The organism is Leucobacter chironomi DSM 19883 (assembly GCF_000421845.1).
Taxonomy (GTDB): Bacteria; Actinomycetota; Actinomycetes; order Actinomycetales; family Microbacteriaceae; genus Leucobacter; species Leucobacter chironomi.
In genome coordinates, this window is record NZ_ATXU01000006.1 from 191794 (window position 1) to 205538 (window position 13745).

The 13745-nt window shown below is 69.9% G+C and carries 11 protein-coding genes; 7 read left to right on the forward strand and 4 right to left on the reverse strand.

The window, feature by feature from the left end:
* The first annotated feature begins 31 nt into the window (after positions 1-31).
* The 4 genes from H629_RS0108555 to H629_RS0108570 all read left to right on the forward strand — a co-directional run bounded on the left by H629_RS0108555 (position 32) and on the right by H629_RS0108570 (position 3721).
* Positions 32-1468 carry a glutamine synthetase family protein gene (locus H629_RS0108555; RefSeq protein ID WP_024356860.1) on the forward strand — a complete coding sequence of 479 codons (1437 nt, stop codon included), beginning with the start codon at positions 32-34 and terminating at the stop codon, positions 1466-1468.
* Positions 1465-2190, forward strand: a complete 726-nt coding sequence (locus H629_RS0108560; protein WP_024356861.1) for a substrate-binding periplasmic protein — start codon at positions 1465-1467, stop codon at positions 2188-2190. The genes H629_RS0108555 and H629_RS0108560 overlap by 4 nt, the downstream gene beginning before the upstream one ends.
* On the forward strand, positions 2191-2916 hold the full coding sequence (locus tag H629_RS0108565) for a gamma-glutamyl-gamma-aminobutyrate hydrolase family protein (protein ID WP_024356862.1): 726 nt from the start codon (positions 2191-2193) through the stop codon (positions 2914-2916).
* A 67-nt stretch (positions 2917-2983) separates the two neighbouring features.
* On the forward strand, positions 2984-3721 hold the full coding sequence (locus H629_RS0108570) for a type 1 glutamine amidotransferase (RefSeq protein ID WP_029746768.1): 738 nt from the start codon (positions 2984-2986) through the stop codon (positions 3719-3721).
* 125 nt (positions 3722-3846) lie between these two features.
* On the opposite strand, the gene H629_RS0108575 is transcribed toward H629_RS0108570, so the two are convergent.
* From H629_RS0108575 to H629_RS0108585, 3 genes are read right to left on the reverse strand one after another with little or no spacing between them, the layout of a single operon-like run.
* Positions 3847-4554: a cache domain-containing protein gene (locus H629_RS0108575; RefSeq protein ID WP_024356864.1), complete on the reverse strand. Its 708-nt coding sequence runs from the start codon at positions 4552-4554 to the stop codon at positions 3847-3849.
* Positions 4551-5309 carry a FadR/GntR family transcriptional regulator gene (locus H629_RS0108580; RefSeq protein ID WP_024356865.1) on the reverse strand — a complete coding sequence of 253 codons (759 nt, stop codon included), beginning with the start codon at positions 5307-5309 and terminating at the stop codon, positions 4551-4553. Before H629_RS0108580 ends, H629_RS0108575 begins: the two co-directional genes overlap by 4 nt.
* A gap of 12 nt (positions 5310-5321) precedes the next feature.
* Positions 5322-9059 carry a multifunctional oxoglutarate decarboxylase/oxoglutarate dehydrogenase thiamine pyrophosphate-binding subunit/dihydrolipoyllysine-residue succinyltransferase subunit gene (locus tag H629_RS0108585; protein WP_024356866.1) on the reverse strand — a complete coding sequence of 1246 codons (3738 nt, stop codon included), beginning with the start codon at positions 9057-9059 and terminating at the stop codon, positions 5322-5324.
* 242 nt (positions 9060-9301) lie between these two features.
* On the opposite strand from H629_RS0108585, the gene H629_RS0108590 reads away from it, so the two are divergent.
* Together H629_RS0108590 and H629_RS0108595 are read left to right on the forward strand one after the other, a co-directional pair.
* The gene (locus H629_RS0108590) at positions 9302-10639 is read left to right on the forward strand and encodes a hemolysin family protein (RefSeq protein WP_024356867.1); all 1338 of its coding nucleotides are present in this window, start codon (positions 9302-9304) and stop codon (positions 10637-10639) included.
* Entirely contained in the window at positions 10636-11682 is a 1047-nt protein-coding gene (locus H629_RS0108595) for a hemolysin family protein (protein ID WP_024356868.1), read from the forward strand. Before H629_RS0108590 ends, H629_RS0108595 begins: the two co-directional genes overlap by 4 nt.
* Before the next feature lie 79 nt (positions 11683-11761).
* On the opposite strand, the gene H629_RS0108600 is transcribed toward H629_RS0108595, so the two are convergent.
* The gene (locus H629_RS0108600) at positions 11762-12349 is read right to left on the reverse strand and encodes a hypothetical protein (protein ID WP_024356869.1); all 588 of its coding nucleotides are present in this window, start codon (positions 12347-12349) and stop codon (positions 11762-11764) included.
* A 174-nt stretch (positions 12350-12523) separates the two neighbouring features.
* Here H629_RS0108600 and H629_RS0108605 point away from each other — a divergent pair, with 174 nt between their 5' ends.
* Positions 12524-13735 (forward strand): serine hydrolase domain-containing protein, encoded by a 1212-nt coding sequence (locus tag H629_RS0108605; protein WP_024356870.1) that lies wholly within the window; start codon positions 12524-12526, stop codon positions 13733-13735.
* Positions 13736-13745 lie beyond the last annotated feature (10 nt).

Sequence of the window (13745 nt, forward strand, 5' to 3'; positions counted from 1 at the left end):
AGACAGACCTTCCAAAGACGAAAGGAACCACATGTCCGACCTCACAACAGGAGGGCGCTTCGGCGCCGCCCTGCGGGAGATCCTCGCCGACGACACCGCATTCTCGCGGCACCAGGCGGCGAACTTGCGACCCGAGACCGTGCAGGCGCTCGGCGACCGCATCCGCGAGTCCGGCGTCAAATACATCTACTACATGCTGCCCACGCTCGGCAGCCGCACCGTCGCGAAGGTGGTGCCCGCCGAACTCTACGAGCGCATGCTGAAGAAGGGCATCGCCTTCCACCGCACCGCGCTCACCGACCTGCAGACCAGCCGCGAAGGCGAACTGATCGGCGGCGGCGTCGACGCGCACGAATTCTGGGGCCTCCCCGAACCCGAGACCTTCCAGGTGCTGCCCTGGGACACCGAGGTCGGCCGCATCTTCTGCACCGCCTACGATCCGCCTCACCTCGGCGAAGGCGGCGGCCGGCTCGTCGCGCTCGACACCCGCGCGCTCTTCAAAGCCGCGCACCGCGGCTTCACCGAACGCACCGGTTTCGAACTGCGCAGCGGCCTCGAACCCGAGATGACCTGGATCGGCCCCGGGATCGAGCCCATCAGCAAGCAGGATCAGAGCCCCGCCTATCAGGTCGAGAACCTCGAGAAGATGCGCCCCGTCTACAAGAAGGTCATCAGCTACGGCCAGGCGCTCGACTTCACCATGATCCAGGGCGACTACGAAGACGACGGCCAGATCGAGCTCAACTGGGACTACGACCGCGCCGACCTCACCGCCGAGCGCATGACCACCTACCGCCAGATCTGCAAGCAGGTGGCACGTGAACTCGGCCTCGAAGCGAGCTTCATGGCGAAGCCCTACAACGGCAAGATGGGCAATGGCTGCCACCACAACCTCAGCCTGTGGCGCGTCTCGGAAGACGGCCCCGCCGAGAACGTGATCGAAGACGGCCGCGTCGAACTGCACGCCACGCAGACCGCGCGCCACGCGATCGGCGGCATGCTGCTCCACACGCCCGGCTCGATGCTCGTGATGGCCTCCACGGTCAACTCCTACAAGCGCTACTGGGATGCGGGCCAGTTCGCCCCCTCCGGCGCCGACTGGGGCCTCGACACCCGCGGCGTCGCGATCCGCATCTCCGCGAACGGCCGCATGGAGTACCGCCTGCCCGATGCGAGCGTGAACCCCTACCTCTCGCACCTCTACCTGCTCGCCGCCATCGAGCACGGCCTCGAAGCGCAGATCGACCCGGGCGACCCGGGCCAGCTCAGCGAGGCCGCGCAGGGCGGAGCAGTGCCGAACACCCTCGGCATGGCCATCGAATCGTTCGAGGCCGACGAGTACCTCATGGGAGCCATGCCCGAGGAGCTCACCCGCATCTTCCTGCAGCTCAAGCGCGACGAGTGGGCGCGCTACTGCGGAATCATCACGCAGTGGGAATTCGATCAGTACTGGGAGGCAATTCCGTGACCGCCGACAACCGAACCATCAAGCTCGCCTGCATCGACTCAGAGGCGCTGCCGCTCTTCTCCAAGAGCACCGACGGCCGCACCCGCGGCGGCTACGAACCCGAGGCGGCCGCCCTCGTCATGTCGCGGCTCGCCGGAGGCGCCGCCGACGTCGAGTGGGTGATGGTGCCGTGGGAGGAGATGATCCCCGCCGTGCGCCGCGGCGATGCCGACGCCGTCTGGTGCGGCCAGGGCATCACCCCCGAACGCTCCGCACAGGTCGACTTCACCAAGCCCTACGCCGTGTTCAACGAAACCCTCGTGGTGCGCGCCGACGACCCCGCCCGCTCACCCGAGCAGCTCGAAGGCTACAAGATCGGCGCGATCGCAGGCTCCACCAACATGAAGCTCGCCGAGACCTTCCCCGGCGCCGAACTCGTCAGCTTCGGCGCGAGCGACGACGTGTTCGGCGACATGATCGAGGCGACGCGTTCCGGCGAGATCGACGGTTTCGTCGACGACGACGTCGTGATGATCCCGCTCGGCCAGGAGGACCCCGACTTCGTCGAGGCCTTCACCGTGCAGACCGGCAATCGCTGGGGGATCGGCGTCGCACCCGGCAACGACGCGCTGCGCGAGGAGATCGACCGCGCCATCGAGGAGGTCGTCGCCGACGGCTCGCTCGAAGCAGTCTGGCGCAAGTGGATGCCGCTGCTCGCCTTCCCGCTCGCGAGCGAGGCGTAAGTGGCAGCCCTCCGCGGCGACCGGATGCCGCGCATCGGAGTCACGGGGATGTGGTCGAACCACATCCACGGCCTGCGATTCGACGGCAGCGCGGTCGCCGCGGCGGTGCTGCGCTCCGTGATCCGGGCGGGCGGCGAACCACTCACCCTGTTCGCCGAGAGCGCGCTGCCGCCGGAGGAGCGGCTGCGCGGCCTCGACGCGCTGCTCGTGCCGGGCGGATCGGACATCGACCCGCGCCGCTACGGGCAGGAGCCCGTCGCCGCCGTCTCGCCCGCCGACTTCGCCGAGCAGGACGACTTCGAAGCCGGCATGCTGGCCGCGGCGATCCGGATCGGGATGCCCGTGCTCGCGATCTGCCGCGGCTTCCAACTGCTGAATGTCGAGTACGGCGGCACGCTCGTGCAGGATGTCGCCGCCGACAGCCCCCACCGCAACTCGGTGCACGACGTCGAACTCGAAGCCGGGTCGGCGCTCGCCGCAGCGATCGGGGCCGCCAGCCTGCCCGTGTCGTCGTACCACCATCAGGCGATCGACCGCGTCGGGGAGGGGCTGCGCGTCACCGGGCGCGCACCCGACGGCGTGGTCGAAGCACTCGAACACCCCGACGCGCCGCTCATCGCCGTGCAGTGGCACCCGGAGGACAACGCCGCGGCGGACGAGCGCCAGCACGCGCTCTTCGCCTGGCTCATCGAGCGGGCTCGGGCGAGAATGGACCGAGAGGCATGACGGGGTCGCCGGCAGCGGGATCGCCCGCGCCGGGCAACGGTTTGGATCAGAACAGAAGGGGCGTGGAATGCGCAGTGCACGAGTGCTGGTGATCGAGCACCAGAAGAACGCGGGGCTGGGACAGCTGTCGGACCGGCTGATTGAGAACGGCCTGACGCTCGAAACCGTGGGACCCGACACCGGCGCCCCCGTGCCCGAATCGCTCGACGGCTACGACGCGCTGATCGTGCTCGGCGGCGCGATGGGCCCCACCGAGGATGACCAGGCGCCCTGGCTGCCGGCCACCCGCAAGCTGCTCGTCGACGGCGTCGAGCAGGGTGTGCCGACGCTCGGCATCTGCCTCGGCGCGCAGCTGCTCGCCACCGCCACGGGCGGCCACGTCCGCACCATGCCGGCGGGTCCAGAAGTGGGGCTGCTGGACGTGGGCTTCGATGCATCGGCGGCGGGCGATCCGCTCTTCGGCGACCTCGCGGGCACCTCGGTGCCCGCGGTGCAGTGGCACTGGCTCGAAGCCGACCGGCTCCCCGAGAGCGCCCACGTGCTCGCGTCGAGCCCCGCCTGCCGCAACCAGGCGTTCCGCATCGGGGCCGCGGCGTGGGGCGTGCAGTTCCATCCCGAGGCGCTCGGCGGCACGGCGCAGGACTGGGTCGACGAGGATCGCCAGAGCATCCACGACCTGGGCCTCGAAGAGGCCGTGCTGGTGGGCGACGTGCTCGCAGCCGAGCCCCGGCTCGGAGCCGTCTGGCTGCCGATCGCCGATCGCTTCGCGGAGGTCGCACAGCTCAGCGCCGCCCAAGCGGCCTGATCCGCCCCCGCCGCCTGGCCCGGGCCCCCGTTCAGTCGGCCCCTTCGTACCGAGCCGGCCTGCTATTCACGCGAATAGCAGGCCGGCTCGATACATAGAGGCCCTCTCGATGGGGCCCGAGCAGCCTAGTCGGTGCGGTACACCAGCTGCACGTCGGCGCCCTCGGGGCCGAGCCGCTTGCGCGTGAAGCCGTCGAGGGCATCCGGCACGAACACGCCGGCGAGGAACCGCGACGAGTTGCCCACGAGCACATTGCCGTGGCGGCCGATCAGCGCCATCTCGGTGCCGCTGCGCTGCAGCAGGGGCAGCAGCTCAGCCTCGAGATCGGCCACCTGGATGTCGTTGCCGATCGCGCCCACCCGCACGCCGCCCACATTCGCCGGCACGGTGAGGGTGAGCACGTAGGCCTCGACCCCCAGATAGTCGATGTAGGGCCCCACCAGCGCCGGCGTGCCCTCGTGGAACGCCCGGATGAACCACTCGTGGTGCTCGTAGTCGTAGTAGCGGTCGGCACCCGGCACCACCCCGAAGGAGTAGCGGGCGAAGCGCGTCTCGTCCTCGCGCACCCACCACTCCAGATGGCCGCGCTCGAAGCTCAGCACGGAGCGCGCGAAGATGAGGCCGCAGCCGTCGACCACGGCGTTGTCGGCGAGGTAGCGCACCGCGAGCGCGCGCAGGCGGCGGCGCACCGTCTCGCCCAGGTCGAGCCTGCCGGCCTCGTCGAGCGTCAGCAGCGCCGTGAAGTCCTGCGACAGCTTCTCCAGGTGAGCGAAACGGTCGTCCAGCCACGCCTCGACGCCCGTGACCGCCGTCGCAACCTCCGCGGCGGTCACGATCCGCCCTCCTCGACGCCCTCAAGCGCGAGCTTGCCGTCGACGATGAGCTGCATGTTCCCCCTGACGTGCTCGACGGCGAGACGCTGCGCCTCATCCGCCCGCTGCTGCTCGATCGCCATCGCGATCGCAAGATGCTCGGCGAAGGCCTGCTGCACCGAGGCGCGGCAGATCGCATCGCACCACAGGAACGGGGAGAGTTCCGAGTGCAGTCGCTGCTCGCCCGTGAGCAACCGCCGGGAGTGGCTGAGCACTGCGATCTCGAAGTGGAAACGGCTGTCCGCCAGCGAGCGCTCCCGCCCGTTGCGCCCCTCGCGCGCCTCGAAGGCGAACTCTGCGAGCCTCGTGCGCATTCCCGGCTGCGTGCGCTCGGCCGCGAGGCGCGCCGCCATCCCGGAGATCGCCGCGTGCTCGTCGAAGAAGTCGCGCAGCGCCACGAGGCTTGTGCGCGCCAGCGAGGAACGCAGCTCCTGCGGCGACGGGAACGGCGCCTGCACCACGAAGGTGCCGCCGTTGCGGCCCCGCCGCGTCTCCACGATGCCGTGCGCGCGCAGCTCGGCGAGCGCCTTCCGCAACGTGGCCACCGCCACCCCGAACTGGGTGGCGAGCTCCGCCTCCACCGGCAGCCGCTCGCCGACGGTCAGCACGCCCATCGAGATCGCAGCGGCGATCCGCTGCGCGATCCCGCCGACGCTCGGGCCGCCGGGATCGCTCTCACCGTGCTGCGGGGTCTGCCCCAGCGGGGGTTTCTGCACCCGTGCCCCCGATCAGGATCCGTCGTCGAAGCGGAGCGCGCGTGCGATGAGGCGCTCCTGCTCGACGGCGTGCACCTTCGCCGAACCCGTCGACGGGGCCGCGGAGGCGGGGCGGGAGACCACTCGGATGCGATCGTTCGCCAGATGCTTCGACAGCTCGAGCGAGATGAACGGCCACGCGCCCTGGTTCTCGGGCTCGTCCTGCACCCACACCAGCTCAGCGCCGGGGTACTGGGTGAGCACGCGACCCAGCGGCACGTTCGGCACCGGGTAGAACTGCTCCACGCGCACCAGCGCCACCCGCGGATCAGGACGCTTCTCGAGCGCCGCGCGCAGGTCATAGTAGACCTTGCCCGAGACGAGCACCACCCGCTCCACCGCCGCGTGGTTCTCGATCGTGGGATCGTCGAGCACGGGCTGGAATGTGCCGGTCGTGAAATCCTCGACCGCGGAGGCCGCGCCGCGCAGGCGCAGCATCTGCTTCGGGGTGAACACGATGAGCGGTTTGCGGGGGCGCGCGTAGGCCTGGCGCCGCAGCAGGTGGAAGTAGTTCGCCGGCGTCGAGGGGCGGGCGACGATCATGTTGTCTTCGGCGCAGAGCTGCAGGTAGCGCTCGATGCGCGCCGAGGAATGATCCGGCCCCTGACCCTCGTAGCCGTGGGGGAGCAGCATGACCACCGAGGAGCGCTGACCCCACTTCTGCTCGGCCGCGGCGATGTACTCGTCGATCACGGCCTGCGCCGTGTTCGCGAAGTCGCCGAACTGGGCCTCCCACAGCACGAGCGCATCCTCGCGCTGCAGCGAGTAGCCGTACTCGAAGGCGAGCGCCGCGTACTCGGAGAGCAGCGAGTCGTAGATCCAGAACCGGGCCTGCTCGTCGGAGAGGTTGAGCAGCGGGATCCACTCCTGGCCGTTGGCCCGGTCGTGGAACACCGCGTGCCGCTGCGCGAAGGTGCCGCGGCGGGCATCCTGGCCCACGAAGCGCACCGCAGTGCCCTCCATGAGCAGCGAACCGAGCGCCAGCAGCTCGCCGAAGCCCCAGTCGATGCCGCCCTCGCGGCTCATCTCGACCCGCTTGTTGAGCAGCTGCTGCAGCTTCTGATGCACCGTGAAGCCCTCGGGCTTGTTGCCGAACGCATCGCCGATGCGCTCGACCACGGCGCGATCCACCGCCGTCTCGAGCGGCGCCGGCCCGGGGCCGCCCGCCTCGGCGACCTCGCCGATGCCGCCCGCGCCCACGATCGGGATCGATCCCGTCTGCGCGGCGTGCGTCTCCTGGAAGGCGACCTCGAGGCGGTCCTGGAAGTCCTGCTTGGCCTTCTCGTACTCCTCCTCGGTGATGTCGCCGCGGCCCACGAGCGCGCTCGTGTACAGGCGACGGGTGGATCGCTTGGCCTCGATGAGGTCGGTCATGAGCGGCTGCGTCATCGAGGGGTCGTCGCCCTCGTTGTGGCCGCGGCGGCGGTAGCAGACGAGATCGATGATGACGTCGATGTGGAAGCGCTGGCGGAACTCGTACGCCAGCTTCGCGACGCGCACCACCGACTCGGGGTCGTCGCCGTTCACGTGGAAGATCGGGGACTGCACGACCTTGCCGATCTCGGACGAGTAGACGCCCGAACGCGAATCGAGCGGCAGCGTCGTGAAGCCGACCTGGTTGTTGATGATGATGTGGATCGTGCCGCCCGTGCGGTAGGCGCGCAGCTGCGACATCTGCAGCGTCTCGTAGACGACGCCCTGGCCGGCCATCGCCGCGTCGCCGTGGACGAGCAACGGCAGCGTGGTGAAGGAGCCGATGGGCTTCAGATCCTGCTTCGCGCGCACGATGCCCTCGAGCACGCCGTCGACGGTCTCCAGGTGCGAGGGGTTCGCGGCGAGGTGCACCGGCACCTGCGTGCTGTTCGGGGCGGTGAAGACGCCCGAGGTGCCGAGGTGATACTTCACGTCGCCCGAGCCGGCCTTCTGCGACTGCGCGCCCTCGAACTCTCGGAAGATCTGACCGTAGGTCTTGCCGGCGATGTTCGACAGCACGTTCAGACGGCCGCGGTGCGCCATGCCGATGTCGACGCTGTCGACGCCGTCCTCGGCCGCGTCGATGAGCATCGCGTCGAGCAGCGGGATCACCGATTCGCCGCCCTCCAGGCTGAAGCGCTTCTGGCCGACGTACTTCGTCTGCAGGAAGGTCTCGAAGGCCTCGGCCTCGTTGAGCTTCTCGAGGATGCGCATCTGCTCGTCGCGGCTCGGCTTCGCGTAGGGCACCTCCAGCTGCTCGCGCAGCCACAGCCGCTGCGCCGGATCCTGGATGTGCATGTACTCGATGCCGATCTTGCGGCAGTACGAGTCGCGCAGCACGCCCAGGATGTCGCGCAGCTTCATGGTTCGCTTGCCGCCGATGCCGCCGGTCACGAACTCGCGGTCGAGATCCCAGAAGGTGAGGCCGTGGTTCTCGATCTCGAGATCCGGGTGGGTGCGCTGCACGTACTCCAGCGGATCGATGTCGGCCATCAGGTGGCCGCGCACGCGGAACGAGTTGATGAGCTCCTGCACGCGGGCCGTCTTGTCGACCGCACCCGACACGTCGACGTGGATGTCGGTCGCCCACTGCACCGGCTTGTAGGGGATGCGCAGGGCCGCGAAGATCTCCTCGTAGAAGCGGTGCCCGCCTGTGAGCCGCTCGTGGACGAGCTTCAAGAACTCGCCCGAGCCGGCGCCCTGGATGACGCGGTGGTCGTAGGTGCTGGTGAGCGTGATGGTCTTCGAGATGCCGAGGCGCACGAGCACCTCTTCGGAGGCGCCCTGGAACTCGGCCGGGTACTCGAGGGCGCCGGCGCCGATGATGGAGCCCTGACCGCTCATGAGGCGCGGCACCGAGTGCACGGTGCCGATGCCGCCCGGGTTGGTGAGCGAGATCGTGGTGCCCTGGAAGTCTGCGGCGCCGAGCTTGTTGTCGCGGGCGCGCTTCACCAGGTCTTCGTAGGCGGCGAGATACTCGTTGAAGTCGAGGGTCTCGGCACGCTTGATGCTGGGCACCAGCAACGACCGGGTGCCGTCGGGCTTCGGCACGTCGATCGCGATGCCGAGCCCGATGTGGGCCGGCGCGACGAGCGAGGGCTTGCCGTCGACCTCGGCGTAGGCCACGTTCTGGCTGGGGAACTCCTTGAGCGACTGGATCAGCGCCCACCCGATGAGGTGCGTGAACGAGACCTTGCCGCCGCGGCTGCGCCGCAGGTGGTTGTTGATGACGATGCGGTTGTCGATCAGCAGCTTCGCCGGGATCGTGCGCACGCTCGTGGCGGTCGGAACAGTGAGGCTCTGATCCATGTTCTTCGAGAGCGTGCGGGCCATGCCGCGCAGGGGAGTGACGGTGTCGTCCTGCTGCGGCTGCGGCTCCGCCGCCTCCGAGCGGGCCGGAGTGCGGGGCGCATCGGCGGGGATCGGGGCCTCGCGGGGCGCCGCGTTGGTGGTGCGCGCGGGCTGCGTCGAGGTGGGGACCGAGGCGGTCGCGGGCGACGCCGGCGAGACCACATCGGGCTGCGCGGTGGCCTTCGGCTGCGAGGCGGCGGCCTGAGCTCCGGGGGAGGCCGGGGCGGTGGCGGACTGTCCGTACTGCTCGAGTACCGGCCACCACGATCGATCCACCGAGTTCTTGTCGACCTGATACTGCTTCCACAGCTCGTCGACGAGCCACTCGTTCGCACCGAAATCTCCTGCGGGACCAGCCTGTCCGGTGGTCTCCGTGCGCTCCGCCAAAGCGACTTCCCTTCGTAGATGTGGTAAGTGGCAACTCGTAGCCCGGACCGGCTCCGTAGCCGGTTTCCAGTAGACAAGCCTACGCCTTTCGAACACACGATGGGCGATGACTCTCAGGAAGAACCCCCACTCCCGGCTGCTAGGATCAGGAGGGCTATGGACGCAGACTCTCGAAGACCTTCGGACCCCCCGAGTACCTGCCGCGCTGAAGCGCGGCCCTCCGCACCTCTGAGGAGCGGCCGGTGAACGACTGGCTCCTGCTCCTCATCGGTATTCTCCTCACCGCAGGCACGGGCATCTTCGTCGCCGCGGAATTCTCCCTCGTCGCTCTCGACCGCCACGACCTCGAACGCCGCCGCGCCGCCGGTGAGCGCGGGCTCGACCGTGTGATCCGAGGCTTGACGCGCACCTCGACCCACCTCTCGAGCGCGCAGCTGGGCATCACCCTCACCACGCTGCTCGCCGGCTACACGCTGGAACCCTCGATCAGCGGCTTCCTCGATGCGCCGCTCGGCGCCCTCGGCGTGCCCGAGGGGCTGCGACGCGCCATCAGCGCGCCCCTCGCAGTGGCGCTCGCGACCGTGTTCTCGATGATCGTCGGCGAACTCGTGCCGAAGAACTTCGCGCTCGCGAAGCCGCTCGCCACGGCCCGCGTCGTGATGCCCGCGCAGGCGGCGTTCACGACCACGTTCAAGCCCGCCGTCGTCGTGCTCAACGGCAGCGCGAACGGAATCCTGCGCGCCATCGGCATCGAGCCCAAGGAAGAGCTGTCGGGCGCGCGATCCGCCGAGGAGCTCTCCTCGCTCGTGCGCCACTCCGCGAGTGCGGGCCTGCTCGAAGCCGACACGGCCACGCTGCTCGACCGCACCCTGCGCTTCTCCGAGCTCACCGCGGCCGACGTGATGACACCGAGACTGCGGATCGAGAGCCTGCAGCGGCTCGAACCCGCTCAGGCCGTGCTCGAACTCTCCGGCCGCACCGGGTACTCGCGCTTCCCCGTCATCGACGAGGATCGCGACGACGTGGTGGGGGTCGTGCACGTCAAGCAGGCCGTCGCGGTGCCCCGCGGCAAGCGCGGCGAAGTGCCTGTCGCGGCACTCGCCGAAGACGTCGTGCGCGTGCCCGAGACCATGCACCTCGACCACCTGCTGGAAGAGCTGCGCTCGTCCGGCTTCCAGCTCGGCATCGTCGTCGACGAGTACGGCGGCACCGCCGGCATCGTGACCCTCGAAGACCTCGTCGAGGAGATCGTCGGCGAGGTCGCCGACGAGCACGACCGCGCCGCAGCCGGCGTCGTCGGCACCGCCGAGCAGATGACGTTCCCCGCCGATCTGCGCCCCGACGAGGTGCGCGACCAGACCGGCATCGAGATCCCCGACGACGACGCCTACGACACCGTCGCCGGCTACGTGCTGCGCGAGCTGGGGCGCATCCCCGACCCGGGCGACGAGGTCGCCCTGCCCGAGGGCGGCACGCTGCGGGTCGAACGGATGGACGGGCGCCGCATCTCGCGCCTGCGCTACACGAGCCCGCCGGCGCCCGCCGTCGAACCGGGCGAGCGAGGGGGGGACCGCGCATGAGCGACTGGATGGGAATCGTCTGGCTGGTCGTGCTGCTCGCCGCCAACGCCTTCTTCGTCGGCGCCGAGTTCGCCGTGATCTCGGCGCGCCGCTCGCAGATCGAACCGCGCGCCGAGGCCGGGTCGAAGCGAGCGAAGACCGCGCTCTACGCGATGGAGCACGCGACGCTCATGCTCGCCACCAGCCAGCTCGGCATCACCGTGTGCTCGCTGCTGATCCTGAACGTCTCCGAGCCCGCGATCCACCACCTGCTGGAGGGGCCGCTCGCCTGGACCGGCCTGCCGCCGGAGGCCGTCTCGATCGCGGCGTTCGTGATCACGCTGCTGCTCGTCTCGTACTTGCACGTCGTGCTCGGCGAGATGGTGCCGAAGAACGCCGCGTTCTCGCTGCCGGATCAGGCCGTGCTGCTGCTCGCGCCGCCCCTTGTCGCGGTGTCGCGCGTGCTCAGGCACATCATCGCCGCGCTCAACGCGGTCGCCAACGGCACGCTCCGGCTCTTCGGCGTGGAACCGAAATCGGAGACCACCAGCACCTACACGCTCGAAGAGGTCGCGAGCATCGTGAGCCAGTCGACGCGCGAGGGGCTGCTGGAGGACCGCAGCGGCACGCTGACCGCGGCGTTCGAGTTCACCGAGAAGCGGGCCGAGGACCTGCTGGTGCCGCTCGACCGCCTCGTGGTGCTCCCCGCCGGGGCGACACCGCTCGACGTCGACGCCGCTGTTGCGCGCCACGGCTTCTCGCGATACCCGATCGCCGACCCCGCCGGGGAACTCGACGGCTACGTGCACATCAAGGACCTCGTGCGACTCGGCGAGGACCGCATCACGCAGCCCATCCCGGGCAAGCGCATCCGCGCCATGATGTCGATCCACGCCGGCACCGAGCTGGAAGACGTGCTCGCCCGCATGCAGGCCCGCGGCATCCACCTCGCCCGCATCTACGACGGCGACGGCACCGACCTCGGTGTGGTCTTCCTCGAAGACGTGATCGAGGAGCTGGTGGGCGAAGTGCACGACGCGACGCGGCGCAGGCGCTTCGACTGATCCGCGATCCGCGATCCGGGGTCCTGAGTCCGCGAGGGCTCCGGATCCCGGGGCGCCGAGCCGCGCACGGTCCGTGCGATCAGTGCGCGGCGAAGACCACGTGCGCCGCGAGCTCGTCGGTGAAGAAGGAATCCTGAGCCAGCAGCGGATTGTCGGGCACGCTCAGGCGCACATCGAACTCGGCGAACTCCTCGGTGAGCAGCGTCGGTGTCACCCGCAGCGTCGTGTGCGGTCGCACCACGCCCCGCGTCGAGAGCGTGCCCACGGCGCTCACCGTGGCGTTCTCGCTCATATCGCGCCGCAGCGCCGTCGGCTCGGTCAGCTCGAACGCCGCCTCGGGCAACCCCACTGCGCGCAGCTGCAGCTTCGCCTCCGTGATCATCCCGTCGAAGAGCACGATGTAGCCGCTCGTCGACAGCGTCTCACCGATCAGGGCCGACAGCCCGCCGCCCCCGGCATCCGTGAGCAGCCGGGTCTCGACAGCCTCGTAGACCCGCTCCGTCGAGACCTCGAGCAGATCCGAACCGGCGGCGGCCTGCAACTCGGTCGCCTGCGGCACCACCGACGCGACCGGAGCGCAAGCCGTGAGACACAGCGGCAGCGCCGCCGACACGGTCGCGACCACGCGGAATGTGCGCACAGAACGGCGCGACGGCACGGCAGTCACGGTGGCCTGGCTCCTCTCGCGAACGTTCGATACCCGGCGAGACTACGCCGCCAAAGTGAGAGGGCGATGGGAGGGCGCTCAGGAACCGCGGCGCGGGGCCGAGCGCCCGAATCGCGCCGCCCGATCCGCCCCGCTGCTATAGGCTTCGGGCACTGCGACGACACAGGAGGAGCCATGCGCGCAACGAAGGTGCTGGCGGCGACCGCGACCACCGCAGCCGCCATCGCCGGAGGAGCCTGGCTCTGGTGGCACCAGGGCGAGATCGCCACCAGACGGCCGATCAACGAGTGGACTTTCACGCACATGCACCGCGTGATGCCCACCGAGGAGGTGCGCCGCCCGGCCCGCACCCGGCTGCTGCCCGCAGCCCCGCGCCCGCTGCCCGTCGCCGACATCGCCTACACCTTCGACGGCCGCGAACACCGCCTCGACGAACTGCACTGCCGCACCCGCACCACCGGCTTCCTCGTCCTGCACCGCGGCCGGCTGCTGCACGAGAGCTACCCGGGCGTCTTCGCCTCGCCGAGCGCCCGCTTCCAGCTCTTCTCCCTCACCAAATCGGTGACTTCGATGCTGTTCGGCATCGCCCTCGAACGCGGCGAACTCGCCTCGACCGACGAGCGGGTCTCTGAGGTGCTGCCCCAGCTCGCCGGCACCGCCTACGACGGCGTCACCATCGCGCAGTTGCTCGACATGCGCAGCGGCGTCGGCGGCGTCGAAGACTGGACCATCCCCGACGCGCCGATCCGCCGCTTCGAGACGGCCGTCACCACTGGCGGCTCCGTGCTCGACGTGATCCGCTCCACTCCGCGCGTGCGCGCACCCGGCACCGCCTTCAACTACTCCACGATCGACACCCACGTGCTCGGCTGGGTGCTCGAAGCAGCCACCGGCACCACGATCGCCGACTACGCCGAGCAGCGCCTCTGGCAGCCCATGGGCGCCGAGAGCGACGCCTACTACTTCCTTACCCGCGGACACCCCCGCACCGCACTCGGCGGCGGATCGCTCAACGCCACGGTGCGCGACACCGCGCGCGTCGGCGCGATCATGGCGGCCGGCGGCCGGGTCGACGACGTGCAGCTCGTGCCCGAAGCGTGGGTCGCGCGCAGCCGGGGATCCCAGCTGCCCCAGCTGCAGCCCGGCGCGCTCGTGGACGGCGGCGGCTACGCGCACTACGGCTACTCCAACCAGTGGTGGACCCTCGGCGGCGAACGGCGCGCCTTCACCGGTCTCGGCGTGCACGGCCAATACCTGTGGGTCGACCCCGACAGCGAGACCGTCATCGTGAAGACGAGCGCCTGGAACACCGCCGACGACGAAGCGAAAGACCGCGAGACCTGCGCGGCGCTCGCCGCCGTGGTCGAGGCGGTCGAACGGCTCTGACGGGCTGAGA

What these genes read in the sequence shown, in the direction of transcription:
- H629_RS0108570 (WP_029746768.1), top strand. Translation starts at nt 2,984, where the DNA reads ATGCGCAGTGCACGAGTGCTGGTGATCGAGCACCAGAAGAACGCGGGG.
- H629_RS0108595 (WP_024356868.1), top strand. Translation starts at nt 10,636, where the DNA reads ATGAGCGACTGGATGGGAATCGTCTGGCTGGTCGTGCTGCTCGCCGCC.
- H629_RS0108605 (WP_024356870.1), top strand. Translation starts at nt 12,524, where the DNA reads ATGCGCGCAACGAAGGTGCTGGCGGCGACCGCGACCACCGCAGCCGCC.
- H629_RS0108555 (WP_024356860.1), top strand. Translation starts at nt 32, where the DNA reads ATGTCCGACCTCACAACAGGAGGGCGCTTCGGCGCCGCCCTGCGGGAG.